This is a genomic window from Cellulomonas sp., from assembly GCF_017744555.1.
Lineage (GTDB): Bacteria > Actinomycetota > Actinomycetes > Actinomycetales > Cellulomonadaceae > Cellulomonas.
Genome location: NZ_JAGIBD010000017.1, coordinates 31,279 through 50,316, shown reverse-complemented (window position 1 = coordinate 50,316; position 19,038 = coordinate 31,279). Strand labels below are relative to the sequence as shown.

General features: G+C 73.3%; 16 protein-coding genes. 5 read left to right on the top strand and 11 right to left on the bottom strand.

Going from position 1 to position 19,038, the window contains the following annotated elements; genetic code table 11:
• Positions 1-138: 138 nt before the first annotated feature.
• Positions 139-1,182, top strand: a complete 1,044-nt coding sequence (locus J7523_RS12440) for a LacI family DNA-binding transcriptional regulator (protein ID WP_291886867.1) — start codon at positions 139-141, stop codon at positions 1,180-1,182.
• 23 nt (positions 1,183-1,205) lie between these two features.
• Here J7523_RS12440 and J7523_RS12435 read toward each other — a convergent pair whose 3' ends face one another.
• Entirely contained in the window at positions 1,206-4,502 is a 3,297-nt protein-coding gene (locus J7523_RS12435; protein WP_291886866.1) for a bifunctional proline dehydrogenase/L-glutamate gamma-semialdehyde dehydrogenase, read from the bottom strand.
• A gap of 203 nt (positions 4,503-4,705) precedes the next feature.
• Between J7523_RS12435 and J7523_RS12430 the strand changes: the two genes are divergently transcribed.
• The 3 genes from J7523_RS12430 (at position 4,706) to J7523_RS12420 (ending at position 7,575) form a co-directional block, all read left to right on the top strand.
• Positions 4,706-5,107 carry a hypothetical protein gene (locus tag J7523_RS12430; RefSeq protein WP_291886863.1) on the top strand — a complete coding sequence of 134 codons (402 nt, stop codon included), beginning with the start codon at positions 4,706-4,708 and terminating at the stop codon, positions 5,105-5,107.
• A gap of 92 nt (positions 5,108-5,199) precedes the next feature.
• Entirely contained in the window at positions 5,200-6,474 is a 1,275-nt protein-coding gene (locus tag J7523_RS12425; protein ID WP_291886860.1) for a Glu/Leu/Phe/Val dehydrogenase, read from the top strand.
• A gap of 42 nt (positions 6,475-6,516) precedes the next feature.
• The gene (locus tag J7523_RS12420; RefSeq protein WP_291886857.1) at positions 6,517-7,575 is read left to right on the top strand and encodes an LLM class flavin-dependent oxidoreductase; all 1,059 of its coding nucleotides are present in this window, start codon (positions 6,517-6,519) and stop codon (positions 7,573-7,575) included.
• Between the two features lie 9 nt (positions 7,576-7,584).
• On the opposite strand, the gene J7523_RS12415 is transcribed toward J7523_RS12420, so the two are convergent.
• The 8 genes from J7523_RS12415 to J7523_RS12380 all read right to left on the bottom strand — a co-directional run bounded on the left by J7523_RS12415 (position 7,585) and on the right by J7523_RS12380 (position 16,835).
• Positions 7,585-7,941, bottom strand: a complete 357-nt coding sequence (locus J7523_RS12415) for an META domain-containing protein (RefSeq protein ID WP_291886854.1) — start codon at positions 7,939-7,941, stop codon at positions 7,585-7,587.
• 65 nt (positions 7,942-8,006) lie between these two features.
• Positions 8,007-8,708: a hydrogen peroxide-dependent heme synthase gene (gene hemQ / locus J7523_RS12410; protein WP_291886851.1), complete on the bottom strand. Its 702-nt coding sequence runs from the start codon at positions 8,706-8,708 to the stop codon at positions 8,007-8,009.
• A 42-nt stretch (positions 8,709-8,750) separates the two neighbouring features.
• The gene (locus J7523_RS12405) at positions 8,751-9,926 is read right to left on the bottom strand and encodes a ferrochelatase (RefSeq protein ID WP_291886849.1); all 1,176 of its coding nucleotides are present in this window, start codon (positions 9,924-9,926) and stop codon (positions 8,751-8,753) included.
• A gap of 134 nt (positions 9,927-10,060) precedes the next feature.
• Positions 10,061-10,984: a carbohydrate ABC transporter permease gene (locus J7523_RS12400; protein WP_291886932.1), complete on the bottom strand. Its 924-nt coding sequence runs from the start codon at positions 10,982-10,984 to the stop codon at positions 10,061-10,063.
• 47 nt (positions 10,985-11,031) lie between these two features.
• Positions 11,032-12,000, bottom strand: a complete 969-nt coding sequence (locus J7523_RS12395) for a sugar ABC transporter permease (protein WP_291886846.1) — start codon at positions 11,998-12,000, stop codon at positions 11,032-11,034.
• Between the two features lie 102 nt (positions 12,001-12,102).
• Entirely contained in the window at positions 12,103-13,494 is a 1,392-nt protein-coding gene (locus J7523_RS12390) for an extracellular solute-binding protein (RefSeq protein WP_291886841.1), read from the bottom strand.
• Positions 13,495-13,592: 98 nt separating this feature from the next.
• A complete protein-coding gene (locus tag J7523_RS12385; protein WP_291886839.1) occupies positions 13,593-15,242 on the bottom strand; it encodes a glycoside hydrolase family 13 protein in 1,650 nt (549 codons plus the stop codon).
• A 582-nt stretch (positions 15,243-15,824) separates the two neighbouring features.
• Positions 15,825-16,835, bottom strand: a complete 1,011-nt coding sequence (locus J7523_RS12380; RefSeq protein ID WP_291886837.1) for a LacI family DNA-binding transcriptional regulator — start codon at positions 16,833-16,835, stop codon at positions 15,825-15,827.
• A 199-nt stretch (positions 16,836-17,034) separates the two neighbouring features.
• Here J7523_RS12380 and J7523_RS12375 point away from each other — a divergent pair, with 199 nt between their 5' ends.
• Positions 17,035-17,928 (top strand): serine/threonine-protein kinase, encoded by an 894-nt coding sequence (locus tag J7523_RS12375; RefSeq protein ID WP_291886835.1) that lies wholly within the window; start codon positions 17,035-17,037, stop codon positions 17,926-17,928.
• 18 nt (positions 17,929-17,946) lie between these two features.
• Here J7523_RS12375 and J7523_RS12370 read toward each other — a convergent pair whose 3' ends face one another.
• Positions 17,947-18,444, bottom strand: a complete 498-nt coding sequence (locus J7523_RS12370) for a flavodoxin domain-containing protein (protein WP_291886832.1) — start codon at positions 18,442-18,444, stop codon at positions 17,947-17,949.
• A gap of 97 nt (positions 18,445-18,541) precedes the next feature.
• The gene (locus J7523_RS12365; protein WP_291886829.1) at positions 18,542-19,015 is read right to left on the bottom strand and encodes a MarR family winged helix-turn-helix transcriptional regulator; all 474 of its coding nucleotides are present in this window, start codon (positions 19,013-19,015) and stop codon (positions 18,542-18,544) included.
• Positions 19,016-19,038: the final 23 nt, after the last annotated feature.

Below are 19,038 nucleotides of genomic sequence, written 5' to 3'. Positions count from 1 at the left end.
CCGGATGTCACGCCAGCACGTCTGCGCGATGATCCGGTGAAGGTCACGAGGGCGGGGTGCCCCCGGCACCCCGCCCTCGTCGTCCGTTCAGCACGTATCCGCTGCCCGCCCCGGCAGCCACAGGAGGGAAGACCAACGGTGGTCGACAACATCCCGACCCGTACCGAGCCGGTCCGGCCGCCCGCGCCGACGCTCGAGGAGGTCGCCGAGCGTGCGGGCGTCTCCCGCTCGACGGCCTCGCGTGCCATCAACGGCGGCCTGCGGGTCTCCCCCGAGGCGCTCGCCTCCGTCGAGGCGGCCGTGGCCGACCTGGGCTACACGCCGAACCGCGCCGCACGCTCGCTGGTGACCAAGCGGACCGACTCGATCGCGCTCGTGGTCCCGGAGCCGGACGAGCGCGTCCTGTCCGACCCGTTCTTCGCGGGCACTCTCAACGGGCTGAGCACGTCTCTCGCGGACTCGGACATCCAGGTGGTCCTCGTGATCGCCCGTCCCGGGGAGAGCGAGCGGACGATCCGCTACCTGCGCAACGGTCACGTCGACGGCGCGATCGTCGTGTCGCACCACCGCGACGACGAGCTGGACCGCGCGCTGCTGGCCTCCCGCGTCCCGAACGTCTTCGTCGGCCGGCCGCTGTCCGCCGACGAGCGCGACGTCCAGTACGTCGACACGGACAACCACGAGGGCGGTCGGATGGCGACGCAGCACCTCATCGACCAGGGCCGTCGCCGCATCGGCACGATCGCCGGTCCGCAGGACATGTCCGCCGGTATCGACCGGCTGCTCGGCTGGCGGGACGCCATGGAGGCCGCCGACCTGCCGCAGGACGCCGTGGTGCACGGCGACTTCACGATCGCGTCGGGTGCCCGCGCGGCGCGTGAGCTGCTCGAGCGGTTCCCCGACCTCGACGCCATCTTCATCGCGTCGGACCTCATGGCCGCGGGGGCGCTGGGTGTGCTCGCCGAGCACGGCAAGGACGTCCCGGGCGACGTCGCGGTGGTCGGGTACGACAACCTCGGCGTGGCCGCGTCGACGACACCGCCGCTGACCAGCGTGATCCAGCCGGTGGTGGCGATGGCCCGGGCCGCGGGTGCGCGGCTCCTCGACCAGCTGCAGGGGGCGACGCCGCCCAACGAGCCGCTGATCTTCGCGCCCGAGCTGGTGATCCGCGCGTCCGCCTGAGCCTCCCCGGGGGCGGCGGCAGGTCAGGCTGTGTCGACCCGCGACTCGTCGACGTGCCCGAACCGGTGGCGGGTCCGGCTCACTGCCTGCTCCCGGAGCACGGTGAGCAGCTCACGCTCGGCGCTCGCCAGCACGGGCCCGTCGAGCACGGTGACCTCCCCCGCGTGGTGGGCCGCCGCCGCCCTCAGGCCGGGGGCGGCTCCGACGACGCGGACCCGCCCCTGCACCGCGCCGGACCGCACGCGGCGGGCGAACGTCTCGTGCGACTCGTCGTCGACCCGGCTCACCACGACGGGGACCCCCGCAGTCCGGGCGGCCCGCCGCACGCGTTCGACGTCGCGATCCCGTGCACCGTCGCCGACCCGCACGGTGAGCAGCGGCACGGGCCGGTAGCGCAGCACGTTCGACTCGACCCGCAGCCCGGTGGCGTCGTGCTCGCGGGAGAAGACGTCCCGCCACGCGCGCTCGTCGTCGGCGGTGGCCCAGTCGAGCCAGGCGTCGTCGTCCTGCGGCACGTCGGGTCCGTCGGACCAGGTGCCGATCTGTGCGACGTAGTGGGGGCCGCCTGCCTTGGCCCCGGGTCCGACGACGGACGCCTTCCACCCGCCGAACGGCTGCCGCTGCACGATCGCGCCGGTGATGTGGCGGTTCACGTACGCGTTGCCCACGTGCACCTCGTCGAGCCAGTGGTCGATCTCGTCGTCGTCGAGGCTGTGCAGCCCGCCGGTGAGGCCGAACGGCACGGCGTTCTGCAGCTCGATCGCGTCGTCGAGCGTGTCGGCGCGCATGACGCCGAGCACGGGCCCGAAGCACTCGGTGACGTGGAACCACGACCCGGGGGCGACGCCGTGCTTGACGCCGGGTGACCAGGCGCGACCGTCGTCGTCGAGGCGGCGCGGGGCGACGAGCCAGCCCTCCCCCGGTTCGAGGGTCGTCAGGGCGCGCAGGAGCTTGCCCGACGCGGGCTCGACGAGCGGACCGACAGCGGTCGACAGGTCGTCACTGGGTCCGACGTGCAGCGAGGCGACGGCGTCGGCGAGCTGCCGGCGCAACCGGTCGTCGCGTCCCGCGGAGCCGACGAGGATGAGCAGCGACGCGGCCGAGCACTTCTGCCCGGCGTGCCCGAACGCGGACCGCACCACGTCGGCGACGGCGAGGTCGACGTCGGCCGACGGCGTGATGACGAGCGCGTTCTTCCCGGAGGTCTCGGCGAACACGTCGAGGTCGGGCCGCCACCCGGCGAACAGGCGGGCGGTCTCGATCGAGCCCGTGAGCAGCACACGGGCGACGTCCGGGTGCGTGACGAGACGCCGGCCGACGTCGCCCTCGGGGCTGAGCACGACGGTCAGCACGTCGTCGGGCGCACCGGCCGCACGCAGACCGTCCGCGACGGCGGCCATCGCGACCTGCGCGCACCGCGGCGTCTGCGGCGCGGGCTTGACGAGCACGGGCGAGCCGGCGGCGATCGAGGCGAGCACCGAGCCGACGGGGATCGCGACCGGGAAGTTCCACGGCGGGGTCACGACAGTGACGCCCGTCGGCTCGTGGACCGCGCCCGGGACGCGAACGAGGTCCTCGGCGCGGTCGGCGTAGTAGCGCGCGAAGTCGACGGCCTCGCTCACCTCGGGGTCGGCCTCGGCGACGGTCTTGCCGGCCTCGTGCACCATGGTCGAGACGAGCGCGGCGCGGGCGTCCTCGAGGGCGTCGGCGACGCGCCGGAGCGCATCCGCGCGCGTCGAGACCGGTGTCGAGGCCCAGGCCGGAGCGGCGGTCACGGCACGCGCGACGACGGCGTCGACCTCGGCGACCGTCGAGACGGGCACGGCGCCGGACGGCACGGGCACGTCGCGGTCGGTCACGCCGCGCGCCCACGCACGGGCGACCGCCACGGCGGGGTCGGTGTCCGGGGTGTTGACGAACCGGCCGACCGACGGGGCGTCCGCGAAGGGCCGGGCGACCCGGCGGGGCGCGGTCGACGGCTCGTCCCGGGCCGCCCACGCCGTACGGAACGCCTGCTCCTGGTCGGGCATCGCACGGTCGTCGTCGGGTGCGAACAGCGCGTGCAGGAAGTTCTCCCCGGCTGCGTTCTCCTCGAGCCGCCGCACGAGGTACGCGACGGCGACGTCGAGGTCGTCGCGCGCGACGACGGGCGTGTAGAGGAGCACGCTGCCGACCTCGTCGCGCACCGCACGCGCCTGCGCGGGTGCCATGCCCTGCAGCATCTCGACGTCGAGCGCGTCCTGCACCCCGCGCGACGTCGCGAGGAGGTGCGCGGCGGCGACGTGGTACAGGTTGTGGCTCGCGACGCCGACCCGCAGCGCGTCGGCCCGGCCGGGCGTCAGCGCGCGGTCGACGAGCCGCAGGTACGCGGCGTCGACGTCGGCCTTCGTCGGGTACGGCGCCTGCGGCCAGCCGTGCAGCTCGGCCTCGACGCGCTCCATCGCGAGGTTCGCGCCCTTGACGAGGCGAACCTTGAGCGGTGTGCCGCCGTCCTCGCGGCGCCGGCGGGCGAGGTCGGTGAGCTCGTCGAGCGCGTCGGCCGCGTCGGGCAGGTAGGCCTGCAGCACGATGCCGGCGGGCGCGCCGAGCAGCTCGGGGTCGGTCACGAGCCGTTCGAACACCCGGACCGTGAGGGTGAGGTCGCGGTACTCCTCCATGTCGAGGTTGAGGAACGTGCCGTGGTGCGCGGCGGTCAGGTACAGGGGCCGGAGCCGCTCGACGACGCGTCGCACGCTCCCCTCGGTGTCCCAGGTGGACAGCTGGCTCGCGACGGCCGACACCTTCACGGACACGTAGTCCACGTCCGGCCGCTCCACGAGCGCACGGACCCGGGCGAGCCGCGCGACGGCCTCGTGCTCACCGAGGACCGCCTCGCCGAGCAGGTTGAGGTTGAGCCGGTAGCCGGCGGCGCGCATCGACGCGAGGTGGCGGCGCAGCGCGGGCCCGTCGTCGACGACGAGGTGCCCGACGAGCTGCCGGAGCCGGAACCGCGCCGCGGGAACGACCGCGGCCGGCAGCAGCGGCGCGACGCGGGTGCCGACGCCGAGCAGCGCCCGGTCGAGCGGCCCGAGGAACCCGGCGGCCGCGTGGGCGGTCGCCCCGAGGGCCGTGAGCTCGCGGGCGGCGACGCGCACGTCCCGGGGCCTGGCCACCCGGTCGACGAACCGGACCGCGAGCTCGAGCCCGGCAGGGTCGGCGACGAGCGCCGCGAGCCGGCCCGTCGTGCGGCGCTCGGCCGCGGTCTCCCCGGACGTGGTCGCCTCCAGCCAGCCCTCCGCGAGCCGGACGGCCTCCTCGACCACCTGCGCGTCGTCCGCCATGTCCCGCCCGCACCCGCCTTCGTCGTCCCCCGCCGTTGGTGCTCACAGTGTGTGCCCTGCCGACGGCGGACGCTGCCGGACCGCGCCGCGGCGCCCGGACCGGCGACGCCCGGACCACCCGGTTTGCACCGCAGGGGACGAGCCGGACATCCTGGGCGCCCGGCCGAGCGCCGGCGACGCCGTCGTCGAACGAGAGGACCTCCATGACCCTGCGCGCCTCCACTCGAGCCGTTCCCGTGGCCGTCGCCGCCCTCGTCCTGGGCGCTGCGCTGACCCTCGGCGCGGCGCCGGCGCAGGCCGGTCCGGTCGCCGGCCCGGACGTCCCCGTGCAGCCGCTGCCGGCGCTGTCGCAGCCCCGGTCGGGCGTCGGCGTGATGTCGACGATCGAGGACGAGGAGGCGTGGTGCGGCTACCTCACCGGCGTCTACGTCTTCCACCCGGCGTACTACTCGGTGCGGACGATCAACTGCCGGTACACCGACGTGTTCGTCAAGCCCGTGCACCTCAACGGCACGTTCGGCACGTGCGTGCTGGTGCCCGCACGGCACTCGCGTCACCTGGGTGGCTCAGTGCTCAAGCCCATCGAGGAGTCGCAGATCTGCTGAGGTCAGGTCTTCACCCGACCGAGGGGCGGACGTGATCGGCTCGTCCGTCGGTCGCGGTGGCGGGAACCTGCGGCGATGACCAAGGTGGGGGCGTGACCGACCAGGCAACGGAGCCCCGTCCCCCGCACACGTCCCCGCTCGAGACCGCGCGCGCGCAGCTGGCCTCGGCGATCGAGATCCTCGGCTACGGCGAGGGCCTGCACCAGATGCTCGCCACGCCACGGCGCGAGATGAACGTCGCCGTCCCGCTGCGCCGCGACGACGGCGAGATCGTCCTGTTCACCGGCTACCGGGTGCAGCACAACATCTCGCGCGGCCCCGGCAAGGGCGGCCTGCGGTACTCGGCCTCCGTCGACGTCGACGAGGTCCGGGCGCTGGCGATGTGGATGACGTGGAAGTGCGCCGTCGTCGACGTGCCGTACGGCGGCGCGAAGGGCGGCGTGACGATCGACCCTCGGCTCCACTCGTCGGCCGAGCTCGAGCGCGTCACCCGGCGGTACACGAGCGAGATCATGCCGATGATCGGCCCCGAGCGGGACATCATGGCGCCCGACATCGGCACCGACGAGCAGATCATGGCCTGGGTGATGGACACGTACTCCGTGAACCTCGGGTACACGATCCCGGCGGTGACGACGGGCAAGCCGCTCGCCGTCGGCGGGTCCCTCGGGCGGCCCACCGCGACGTCGCGCGGGGTCGTGCACGCGGCCGAGGCCGCGCTCGCCGACGCCGGCGTGAAGCTCGACGAGGTGTCCGCGGCCGTGCAGGGGTTCGGCAAGGTCGGCTCGCACGCGGCACGGTTCCTGCACGAGGCCGGCGCCCGGGTCGTCGCGGTGAGCGACGAGCACGGCGGCGTGCGCGCCACGGACGGGCTGGACGTCCCGGCGCTGCTGCGACACGTCCAGGACACCGGCAGCGTGACGGGCTTCGTCGGCGGTGAGGCGATCACGAACGCCGAGCTCCTCTCGCTCGACGTCGACGTGCTCATCCCGGCAGCCGTCGAGGGCGTGCTCGACGAAGAGTCCGCGGGGCGCGTCAAGGCGCGCTGGGTCGTCGAGGCGGCCAACGGACCCACCACGACCGAGGGCGACCGGATCCTGGCCGACCGCGGTGTGGTCGTGGTGCCGGACATCCTCGCCAACGCGGGCGGCGTCGTCGTGTCGTACTTCGAGTGGGTGCAGGCGAACCAGGCGTACTGGTGGACGGAGCACGAGATCGCGGAGCGGCTCGAGCAGCGGATGCTCGCGTCGTACCGGTCCGTCGCGTCGCTCGCGCACGCGGAGGGCCTGTCGATGCGGGACGCCGCGCTCGCCATCGGCGTGCGTCGCGTCGCGGAGGCGCACCAGATCCGGGGGCTGTACCCGTGACGGCCGGGGACTAGCGCGGCCGCCGCGCGCGTTGCGGTCAGCGTGACCACCGCAGCCGTGCCCTCGTCCGCACCCGCCTCCGTGCCCCTGTCCGTGCTCGACACCGCCCCCGTGAGCGCGGGCGCGACCAGCGGCGACGCCCTCGCCGCGACGACCCGCCTCGCGGCCGCGGCCGACTCGCTCGGGTACCACCGGTTCTGGGTCGCAGAGCACCACGCGATGCCGGCCGTCGCCTCGACGTCGCCCGGTGTGCTGCTCGCCCACCTCGCCGCCGCGACCCGGCGGATCCGGGTCGGGTCGGGCGGCGTGATGCTGCCGAACCACCCGTCGCTCGTGGTCGCGGAGCAGTTCGCGATGCTCGAGGCCCTGCACCCCGGGCGGGTCGACCTCGGCATCGGGCGGGCGCCCGGGGCGGACCCGACGACCGCGGCGGCGCTGCGCCGGACCGTCGAGGGCCTCGGTCACGAGGACTTCCCCGCGGAGGTGATCGACGTGCTCGCGCTCCTCGGCGTCCGGCTCGACGGGCTCGCCCCGTCGGCACGGGCGCAGCGACTCACGGCGACGCCGGTCGCGACGTCGAGCCCCGAGGTGTGGCTGCTCGGGTCGAGCCTGTTCAGCGCGGAGCTCGCCGGGAGCCTCGGCCTGCCGTTCAGCTACGCGCACCACTTCAACACCGGCCACACCCTGCAGGCCGCCGAGACCTACCGTCGCGCGTTCCGGCCGTCCGTCGTGCTCGACGTGCCGCGGCTCATGGTGTCCGCGTCGGTGCTGGTCGCGGACTCGGACGAGGAGGCGCAGTTCCTCGCGGGCCCCAGCCGGGTCATGGCCCTGAGCCTGCGCACGGGCCGTCCGCTCGCCCCGATCCTGTCCCCCGAGGACGCCGCGACCGCGCTCGCCGAGCTCGACCCGACCGCGGCCGCCGAGTTGTTCGCCAAGGTGCCGGGCACGCAGGTCGCCACGACCGCGGACCGCGCCGTCGCGGAGCTGACCGACCTGGTCGCCCGCACCGGCGCCGCGGAGCTCATGGTCACGGGCACCGCGTACGACGTCGAGACGCGGATCGGCACGCTCAAGGCGCTCGCCGCGGGCTGGGGCGGCTGAGCGCGCGCGTCAGACCCGGCCGGCGCTCTCGTCGCGGACGAGCTCGGCGGTCCCGCCGTCCGGCGAGGTCACCTGCCGTCGGTCGGCGTCCGGGGCGCGCACCGTGAGCGTCGACCCGAGCAGCGCGAGCACCGCACGCTCGGCGTCGGTCGCCTCGGGCGGCCCGGCCATGAGCGTCGACACGACCGGCCCGAAGGTGATCGTGTCGTCCTGCGCCGTCCAGGTGCCGCGCACCCGGTTGACGCCTGCCATCCCGTAGACCTGCCCGTCGCCGTCGAACGTCAGCCAGGGGACGTGCTGCCCCAGGGCCGAGACGTCCGCACCGGTGAGCGCGGTGAACCGCCATGTCCCGTCCACGTCGACCATCTGCCGATGATGGCACCGGCACGGCCGTCGTGGGCGGGTCCCACGCGGCGGATCGCGCCGGGCGGTCAGCCGCGCGGCTGGCGGTCCGCCCAGGCCTCGAGCGTCGTGCGCGGACCCGTGTAGAACGGGACCTCCTCGCGCACGTGCAGACGCGCCTGCGTGTTCCGCAGGTCGCGCATGAGGTCGACGATGCGGTGCAGCTCGGGGGCCTCGAACGCGAGGATCCACTCGTAGTCGCCCAGCGCGAACGCGGACACCGTGTTGGCGCGCACGTCCTTGTAGTCCCGAGCGGCCTCGCCGTGCTCGACGAGCATCCGGCGGCGGTCGTCGCCGTCCAGCACGTACCAGTCGTACGACCGGACGAACGGGTACACGCACAGGTAGTCGCCGGCCGGCTCGCCCGCGAGGAACGCGGGGACGTGCGCGCGGTTGAACTCGGCGGCACGGTGCAGCCCGACGACGGACCACACGGGCAGCAGGTGCCGGCCGAGGTCGCTCGCGCGCAGCCGCTGGTAGGCGCCCTGCACCTCCTCGACGGTCTCGGCGTGCCACCAGACCATGAGGTCGGCGTCGGCGCGCAGACCCGCGACGTCGTACCAGCCGCGGACCACGAGGCCGTCGGCACCGACCGCCTGCTGCGCGGCCGCGATGAGGGTGGCGCGCTCGTCGTCGTCCTCCGGGAGCACCTCCTCGAGGGCGAACACGGACCACATGGTGTAGCGGATCGTGCTGTTGAGCGCCTCGGCGTCGGGGGCGGGGTGGCTCACGGGTCGTCCTCTCGGGTGCGCGGGTGGGTCAGGACGCGGGGGTCAGGACCGGGGGTCGACGGAGCAGGCGGCGAGCCGGCCGGAGTCGACGCCGTCGCGCATGCGGCAGCAGCCGGGCGCGCACACGTCGGCCCGGGCGGGCAGGCCGCCGACCACGGCGGGTGCGGGTGCGGGCTCGCCGGCCTCGACAGCGCGTGCGCGCGCTGCGCGCTCCAGCACCAGGTCGACGAGGCCGCGCACGAACGCGTCCCGCGTGCCCACGGTGTCCGCGCGGACCGCCGTCAGGCCCAGCTCGGCGGCCGTCTCGAGCGCCTCGGTGTCGAGGTCGAACGCGACCTCCATGTGGTCGGAGATGAACCCGATCGGCGCGATGACCACGGCCGTGGTGCCGGCTGCGGCGAGCGCCCGCAGGTGGTCGTTCACGTCAGGCTCGAGCCACGGCTGGCTCGGCGGACCGGAGCGCGAGCAGTACGCGAGGTCCCACTCGAGCGTCCGCCCGAGCCGCTCCCCCACCGCGGCGGCGACGGTCGCGGCGACGTCGAGGTGCTGCTCGCTGTACGTCGGACCGGCGACGCCCGACGCGGCCTCCATCGTGTCCGGGATGGAGTGCGTGACGAAGACGAGGCGGCCGTCCGCACCGAGCTTCTCGTAGGCCTCCGTGACGGCGTCGATGTTCGCCTCGACGAAGCCCGGGTGGTTGAAGTACGTGCGGACCTTGTCGACGACCAGCGGGTGCTCGCCCTGGGGCAGGCCCACCTCGGCGCCGAGCTCATCGAGCGCCGTCCAGAGGTTCTCGCGGTACTGCCGGCAGCCCGAGTACGACGCGTAGGCGCTGGTCACGAGCGCGACCACGCGGCGGGCGCCGTCGGCGTGCGCGGCCGCGAGCGCGTCGCGCGTGTACGGCTCCCAGTTGCGGTTGCCCCACACGACCGGCAGGTCGAGGCCGCGCCGCTCGAGCTCGGCGGCGAGCGCCTTCTGGAGCGCGAGGTTCTGGCCGTTGATCGGGCTCGCGCCGCCGAAGTGGTGGTAGTGCTCGGCGACCTCGGCGAGCCGCTCGTCCGGGATGCCCTTGCCGGCCGTGACGTTGCGCAGGAACGGCAGCACGTCCTCGGGGCCGTTCGGCCCTCCGAACGAGAAGAGCAGCAGCGCGTCGTACGGGGCTGTGCCGACGGTCTGCTCGGCGGGCGTGCGGGGGCTCAGCGACGTGTTGGGGGCCACCGATCGATCATCGCACCGGACCGCGCGGCGGCCGGCCCGGAGGGTGCCGATCGGCACGTGATCTTGATGCGACAAGCCGTCAGGAAAACAGCGGCGTGCACCCGCCCGGTCCGGACGGGTGCACGCCGGGGCGGTCAGCCCTTGACGGCGCCGCCGAGACCCGCGCCGCTGAGGAACATCCGCTGGAACACCAGGAACATCACGATCGGGATGAGCGTCGAGATCGCGAGCGCCGCCATGAGCGTCCCCTTGTCCACGTTCGCCATGGACTGCAGGTAGACCGACAGCGGCATGACCGACTGGTCCTTGAGCACCAGGAACGGCCAGAGGAAGTCCTTCCACGACGCGATCACCGCGAACACCGACACGACCCCGATGATCGGCTTGCTCATCGGCAGCACGATGTTCCAGAACAGCCGGAAGGGCCCGGCACCGTCCATGCGCGCCGCCTCGAAGATCTCCCGGGGCAGGCCCGCGAAGAACCGCGCGACGAGCACCACGTTGAACGCGCTCGCCCCGGCCGGCAGCCACACGGCGAAGAAGTTGTTCACGAGGCTCTCGCCGACGGGCGGGTCGACGACGATCTTGTACAGCGGCACGAGCAGCACGACCGCGGGCACGAACAGCGTGGTCAGCACCGCCCAGTTGAGCACCTTCGCCCAGCGCGGCCGCAGCACCGACAGCACGAACCCGCCCGTCGTCGCGACGAGGATCTGCACGAACCACGAGCCCAGCGCGACCCACACGGTGTTCATGAAGAAGTGGCCGATGTGGTACCTGTTCCACGCCATGTCGATGTTGTGCCAGGTGGCGCCGTTCGGGAAGAACGCGAGCGGCGCGCTCTGGATGTCCTGCGTCGGCGTGAACGCGAACTTGCCGAGCAGCAGCAGCGGGCCGAGGCACCACACCACGAGCAGCACGAGCAGCAGAAAGTGCATCGTGCGCCACGTGTGCTTGACGGTCGGCCGGTGCCAGTCGGCGGTGGACAGGGCGCCGCGGTCGACGGGTTCGTCGTTGCGCCGCCGGCGGGGCGGCCTGGGCGCGGCGACGGGGTCGATGACCGCGATCTTCGTCCGCTGCAGCTTCGTGCCGGTGTCGGTGGTGGTCACGATTCGCTCCAGCTCCGGGTCAGGTGGAAGTACGCGAGCGACAGGACCGCGAGGAACACGGCGAGCAGCAGGCTCAGGGCCGTGGCCTCGCCGAAGTGGTTGCCGATCGACGTGAACGCGAGCTGGTACACCCACAGCATCACGGTGAGGGTCGCGTGGTTCGGGCCGCCGTTGGTGAACAGGAACGGTTCGAGGAACACCTGGGCCGTGCCGATGATCTGCAGGATCAGGGTGATGAGCAGCACGCCGCGCAGGTGCGGCATCGTCACGTGCCACACCTTGCGCCAGACGGAGGCACCGTCGACCTCGGCGGCGTCGTACAGCTCGGGCGGCACCGTGAGGAGCGCGGCGAGGTAGATGATGACCGTGCCTCCGGCGGCGGCCCACGTGGCCTCGAGGACGAGCGACGGCATCGCCATCGCCTGGTCGTTGAGCCAGCTGTACGGGCCGAGGCCCACCCACCCGAGGATCGTGTTGAACACGCCCTGCGGCCGCGGGTCGTAGAAGAACTTCCACAGCAGCACCGCGACGACGGGCGGCACCACGACCGGCAGGTACGCGAGCACCGAGTACAGGCCCTTGCGGCGGCGCAGCTCGCTCATGAGCACCGCCCCGACGAGCGGCACCGGGTAGCCGAACACGAGCGCGAGCAGCGCGAACCACGCGGTGTTGCGGATGACCTTGGGCAGCAACGGGTCGGTGAAGATCGCCGCGAAGTTGTCCCAGCCGACCCAGACCGCGGCGTCGGTCATGTTCGTCTTCTGGAAGCTCATGACGACCGCGGAGATGATCGGCCACCACGAGAAGATGCCGAAGACGAGCAGGATCGGCAGGCCGAAGACGAGGGCGGTCAGGCCGCCCCGCCGGGCCCAGGTGGCGGGTGTCCCTCGGGGGGTCCCGCGGGTGGGTGTCGTCGCCGTGCCCGCGCGGTGGCGGTCGGCGAGGACGACGTCGTCCGTGGTCATGGCGCGCTTTCTGTCGGTCGGTCGGGCGGAGCGGCTGCGGCGACGCCGGACGGGGAGGTCGTCCCCGTCCGGCGCCACCGCGCTGGAGTCAGCCGGGCTGGCTCACTTGGCGCTGTCGATGGCCGACTGGCCGGCCGCGTTCGCGTCCTCGAGCAGCTGGTCGATGTCCGCGTTCTGGTCGGAGATCACGGCCTGGACCACCGGGAACAGCTGCGCGTACAGGTCCTGGACCGACGCCGAGGCCTCGGGCACCAGGTTCTGCGTGAACATGACGTCCGTGTAGCCCTTCATGTCCTCGAGCGGCACGTTGATGTACTGCTTGACCCACTCCTGGCTCTGCTCGTAGTTGGCCTGCGAGAAGATCGGCAGCACCGGGGTGCCGACGGCCTGGGGCGGGTTCGCGGCGACGCGGGACTGCGCGTCGGCGACCGCCTGGTCCTTGTCCTGCAGCTTGCTCAGGTACCACCAGTCGATCCACTTGACCGCGGCGTCCTTCTGCGCGTCGGTGGAGTCCTTCGTGACGGCCGCCATCGTGCCGCCGGTGAGGGCACCGCCGTCGCCCGACGTCGGGATCGCGGTGAGGCCGTAGCCCCAGTCGCTGTTCACGCCGTTCGACTCGACGAGCGAGTTGTAGACGTCCGAGCCCGACGTGTACATCGCGAGGTTGCCGGCCGCGAACTCGGTGTTGATGTCGCCCCAGCCGAGGTCGGTCCGGTCGAGGAGCGAGCCGTCCTCCCACTTCAGGTCGTGGAGCCACTGCAGGTGCTCCTTGACGGCCTTGTCGTCGAGCGTCGCGGTGTAGCTCTTGCCGTCGTACGTCTCGATGACGCCGCCGCGCGAGTTCGCGCCGGCGGCGAGCTGCCAGCCGCCCGCGTTGTCGAGCGCCATCATCGCGTAGCCCGCGACGCCGGTGGCGTCGTGGATCTTCTTGGCGTCCTCGCGGACCTCGTCCCACGTGGTCGGCGGGTCGTTCGGGTCGAGGCCGGCCTGCTCGAACAGGTTCCGGTTGTAGTGCAGCGCGACCGCGTAGATGGACTTGGCGGGGACGGCGTAGATCTTGCCGTCGTCGCCCGTGCCGTTCGCGATGAGCTTCTCGTTGAACTGGTCGCCGTACGGCAGCGCCCGGACGTACGAGTCGATGTCCGCGAGCTGGTTGTTCTCGATGAGCGTCTTGCCGTCGGTCAGCGGGATCTCGAAGACGTTCGGGAGCGTGCCACCGGCGAGCTGCGCGGTGAACGTCGACGCCTTCCAGTCGTAGTCCTCGGTCTCGATCGAGATGTCCGGGTACTTCTCCTCGAACGACGCGACGCGGTCCGCGAGCTGCTGCTTCGCGGCGTCGTCGGCCGTCGGGAGCAGCCCCGCGACCTTGATCGAGACCTTGCCCGCGGCGTCGCTGGACGAGTCGCTCGAGTCGTCGTTGCTGCTGCACGCGGCCAGGAGGCCGAGCGACAGCACGCCGGCCATGGCCAGCGCGGTGGTGCGTGAGGACCTCATCGTCACTCCTTCGTGAGTTGCGGCCGGACGGGGGGTCGGGCCTGGTACTGCTCGGGGGTTCGGTCGGTGGTGCTGGGTGGGTGGCGCGGTCGGTGCGGTTACGAGGTCGGAACGGGTCGGTCGGTGCGCAGCCACGCGGCGGTGTCGCGGGGCAGCAGGCCTGCGTCGAGCGGGTCGCTCGTGAGCAGGACGTCGGTGTGTCCCGGCAGCTCGACGGGAGACGCGCCCAGGTTGACGACGCACACGACGTCGCCCCGGGCGAACGCCAGCACGCCCTCGGGGGCGTCGACCCAGGTCATGGGCCCGTCACCGAGCGACGGCTCGGCGCGACGGACCCCGAGGGCCGCGCGGTACAGGTGCAGCATCGAGTGCGGGTCCGCCTCCTGGTGCTCGACCGTGAGGCCGGCCCACGCGGCGGGCTGCGGGAGCCACGGCTCCCCCGTCGCGCCGTCCGGGCTGAACCCGTACGGTGCGGCGGTCCCGGACCAGGGCAGCGGCACCCGGCAGCCGTCGCGACCGGGATCCACCCCCTGCGACCGGAAATGCATAGGGTCCTGCAGGAGCTCGCGCGGCAGGTCCTCGACCTCGGGCAGGCCGAGCTCGTCGCCCTGGTAGACGTACAGCGAACCGGGCAGTGCGGCGGTGAGCAGCGCCGCGGCACGGGCCCGACGAGCCCCGACGACGAGGTCCGTCGGCGTGCCGAAGCGCTTCGCGGTGAACGCGAAGGACGAGTCCTCGCGGCCGTACCGGGTGACGGGCCGCGTCACGTCGTGGTTGGACAGCACCCAGGTCGCGGGCGCGCCGACGGGACCGTGCGCGGCGAGCGTCATGTCGATCGACTCGCGCAGCTGCTTCGCGTCCCACGGCCGGGCCATGAAGTCGAAGTTGAAGGCAGTGTGCATCTCGTCGGGCCGCAGGTACTGCGCGAACCGGGCCTTGTCCTGCAGCCACACCTCGCCGACCAGCACGCGCGTGCCCTCGTACGAGTCGGCGACCTTGCGCCACGCGCGGTAGACGTCGTGGATCTCGTCACGGTCGGCGTGCGGGTGCTGGTCCGTCTCGTCGTACTCGGGGAGGCTGCCGTCCTTGATGAGCAGCGCGGCCGAGTCGATGCGGATGCCCGCGACGCCCCGGTCGAACCAGAACCGCAGCACGTCCTCGAACTCGGCGCGCACGTCGGGGTGCGACCAGTTGACGTCGGGCTGCTGGGGCGCGAACAGGTGCAGGTACCACTCGCCGGGCGTGCCGTCGGGGTTCGTCGTCCGGGTCCACGTGCTGCCCTGGAAGTCGGACACCCACTGCGTCGGCATCTGCTCGCCGTGCTCGCCCTTGCCGGGGTGGAACCAGAACCGCTCCCGCTCGGGGCTGCCCGGTCCGGCGGCCAGCGCGGCCTGGAACCAGGCGTGCTGGTCGGAGACGTGGTTGGGGACGACGTCGATGATCGTGCGGATGCCCAGCGCGAGCGCCTCGGCGATGAGCTGCTCGGCCTCCTCGAGCGTGCCGAACGCCGGGTCGATGGCCCGGTAGTCGGCCACGTCGTACCCGCCGTCGGCGAGCGGGGACACGTACCACGGGGTCACCCAGATCGCGTCGACGCCCAGGTCGCGCAGGTAGGGCAGACGGGCGCGGAGACCCGCCAGGTCACCCGTGCCGTCGCCGTTCCCGTCGGCGAAGCTGCGCGGGTACACCTGGTAGATCACCGCACCGCGCCACCACTGGGCGTCGGTCTCGGGCTGGGCCTGGGGCACGCGGTCTCTCGTCTCTCGTGGGCTCCGACGGCGTCGTCGGGCCGGTGCTCGCTGCTGCGTCGTTCGTCACGTCCGGCAGTCAACCCCTCGTCGGGCCGCGGCCGCCGTCGTGTCGTCGGCGTGAGCCCGACACTAAAGGTCTCGACTGAAACCACGCAAGAATCTGACAGTTGCGTTATCGAAGTGTGACCCGCGACTGGACGAACCGGTGCGAAGGACGTCACGCGCTGGCGTGACCGAGGGCACACCGTCGCGCCGGCGGTGCAGCGGGCCAAGACGCCCCGGTCCGCGGCTTCCCGCCGAGTCCGTGGCTTCTCGGCGAGTCCGTGGCTTCCCGGCGAGACCCGCACCTGCAACCGCCGGACTCGACGACATCCCCCGGACTCGGCGACGAGAGGGGTGCGCGAGGTCGCCGACGTCGGCAGTCGGCACCGACCTCGGCGGCCCCGGGCGACGTCGGTATGCGCGTCCCGCAGCTCAAGGGGCCGACGCCGCGGGGGCGCCCGTGAAGGTAGGCCCCGGTGGGCCCCGACGGTCGCGGCGGGGCCGTGGAGGCGTCCGGGAGACGAGCTCCCGGGCAGGTCAGGCGGTCGGCGCGGGTGCCGTCGAGCCCCGGACGACGAGCTCGGGCTCGAACAGGAGCTCCTCCTGCGGCACGGACGCACCGTTGATCTGGCTCACCAGCAGGTCGATCGCCGCCCGGCCCATGGGCTCGATCGGCTGACGGACGGTCGTGAGCGGCGGCTCGGTGCAGTTCATGAAGGCGGAGTCGTCGTACCCGACCACGGACACGTCCTCGGGCACGCGCAGACCGGCCCGTCGGGCGGCCCGGATCGCACCGAGCGCGAGGGGGTCGCTCGCGCAGACGATGCCGGTGACCCCTTCCTTGAGCAGGCGCGTCGCGGCGGCCTGCCCGGACTCGAGCGAGTAGGCCGAGCGCACCACGTGGTGGCCGCCGAGGTCGATGCCGAGCCGCTCGGCGCAGGCCTTGGCGGCCGCGAGCTTGCGCTCGGACGGCACGTGGTCGACCGGCCCGAGCACGATCCCGAGCCGGGTGTGCCCGAGCGACGCGAGGTGGCCGATGGCCTGCTCGATCGCGACCTGGTCGTCGCACGAGACGCGTGGGAACGGCAGCTCCTCGATCGACGCGTTGATGAGGACGACCGGCAGGTTGCGGCCGGTCAGCCGCTCGTAGTGCCCGTGCGTGGCGTCGCGCTGGGCGTAGTGGCCGCCCGCGAAGACGATGCCCGACACCTGCTGCCCCAGCAGGAGCTCGACGTAGTCGGCCTCGGACACGCCGCCGGCCGTCTGGGTGCACAGCACCGGGGTGAACCCCTGCTGGGCGAGCGCTCCCCCGACGACCTCGGCGAACGCGGGGAAGATCGGGTTCTGCAGCTCGGGGAGCACCAGGCCGACGAGCCGGGCGCGCTCGCCGCGCAGCTTGGTGGGTCGCTCGTAGCCGAGCACGTCGAGCGCGGTGAGCACCGCCTCGCGGGTCTGCTCCGACACCCCCGGCTTGCCGTTGAGCACCCGGCTGACGGTCGCCTCCGAGACACCGACCTTGCGCGCTACCTCTGCGAGTCGACGTGACATGCAGCGAAGTCTACGGCCCAGCGTTGCAAGCCGCTTGCATTCGCTTGCAAGCGGCCGACCACGCGTCGCCGGCTCACCTGGACGGGCGACGCCAGGTCCGCTGGACATGCGGCCAGGACGGCGCGCTCCTACCGTCGTCCCCAGGCGGACCGACCGGCTCCGCCTGCGCCCAGGAACGCACCGACCACCCGAGGACACCGTGTCGCTGACCGACGACCCGTCGACGGGCGGAGCCGTGCTCGGCCGCCGGTACCGGCTCGTCGGACCGCTCGGCCGGGGCGGCTCGGGCGACGTGCTCGTCGCCGTCGACACCCGGCTGGACCGGCGCGTGGCCGTCAAGGTCTTCACGCTCGGCACCGCGTCGCCAGACGAGATCCGCCGCTACGCGCACGAGGCCCGCGTCCTGTCGGGTCTGGCGCACCCGAACCTCGTCGCGCTGCTGGACGTCGGCGCCGACGTGCTGGACGGCGTGGGACCGGTCGCGTTCCTCGTCATGGAGCTCGTCGAGGGGCGGACGCTGCGGGACACGATCGCGGCGGGCCCGCTCGAGCCGGCGCTCACGGCGGACGTCGGCCGGCAGCTCGCGACGGCGCTCGGCCACGCGCACGCCGCCGGGGTGACCCACCGGGACGTGAAGCCGTCGAACGTCCTCGTCTCGTCGACGGCGGCGCCGACCGGCCGCGGCGACGCGCCGTGGCTCCCGGTGGTGCTCGCCGACTTCGGGATCGCGTCCGCCACGACCGCGGGCGCGACAACTCCTGGTCGACCGGTCACCGGCACGACGACCGGCACGGCGGGCTACCAGAGCCCCGAGCAGGCGCTGGGCCGCGAGGCGGGGCCGTCGAGCGACGTGTACTCGCTCGGTCTCGTGCTCCTCGAGTGCCTGACGGGCGAGCGCGCGTACCCGGGCGACGCGCTCACGAGCTCGCTCGCGCGCCTGCTGCACCCCGCGGAGATCCCGGCCGAGCTCGGGCCCGAGTGGGGCCGGCTGCTCACGGCGATGACCGCGCAGGAGCCGACCAGGCGGCCCGCGACGGCGGCCGTGGCGGCCGAGCTGCGCGCGCTGCGGCACGTGGGCCCGCGCGTCGGCTGACGACGCGTACGGCGTGCGTCAGGCGTGCGCGGGCGTCAGCGTGTCCGCGACCTCCTCGGCCCACGCGGCGACGGCCTCCATGTCACGGTGGTCCCCGTCGCGCGCACGGGCACCGGCGATGACGGCGCGCTCGGCGAACGTGAGGACGCTGCGGTCGAGCCGGCCGCGGAAGCTGCGGTGCCCTCGGGCGCCGATGCGCTCGACGAGCTCGCGGATCTCGTGGGGCGAGTTCGCCGCGGCGGCGGGCTGCGTCGCGAGCCCGGACGACAGCAGCCAGACGGGACGCTGGGCGAGGTCGTCGGCCAGGCGGTCGGCGAGCTCACGGGCCGCGGGCAGCCAGTGCGCGGTGTAGACGGCGGAGCCCAGCACCACGGCGTCGACTCCGTCGAGGGTGGCCACGTCCTCGGGCTCGCGCATCGTCACCTCGTGACCGCGCTGCCGCAGGACCTCCGCGACCGTCTCGCCGATGCCCCAGGTGCCCCCGTGCCGAGATGCGATCGTGACGAGCACGCGCATGTGACCTCGCTCCCCTCTGTGCCGGACCGTCGCCGGCAACTCATCCATCGTCAAGGACAGACCGGACGAACGGATGGGCCGGAGGTCCTGACGTGCATCAGGACGGGTCGGGGATGCCGGCCTGGGCTGCGCGGAGCTTGTCGGTGAGGGCCCGCAGCGTCGCGAGCTCGTCGGTGTCGAGCGCCCCGCCGACGAGCCTACGGATCGAGCGGACGTGCCGTCGGCCGATCTCCCGCTGCACGCGCGACCCCTCGTCGGTCAGGGTCACGGCGACGCCGCGGCCGTCGTCCGGCACGGGACCGCGGGTGACGAGCCCGTCGGCCTCGAGGCGTTCGACGAGCCGCGACAGGCTGGGCTGGGTGAGGAGCGACCCCTCGCCGAGCTCCTTGAGCCGGGCGGACCTGCCGGGGCAGCGCGACAGCGTGAACAGCACGTCGTACTCGCGGATGGACAGCGGCTCCCACACGTCGTCGCGCTGGAAGCGCCGCATCAGCGCCACCTGCGCACGGAAGAGCGACTCCCAGGCCTCCGCGGCCTCGCGCGTCCCGGGAAGCTTGCGCCCCTGCGTCATCTGCTCTCCTGTGAGGTGCGTCC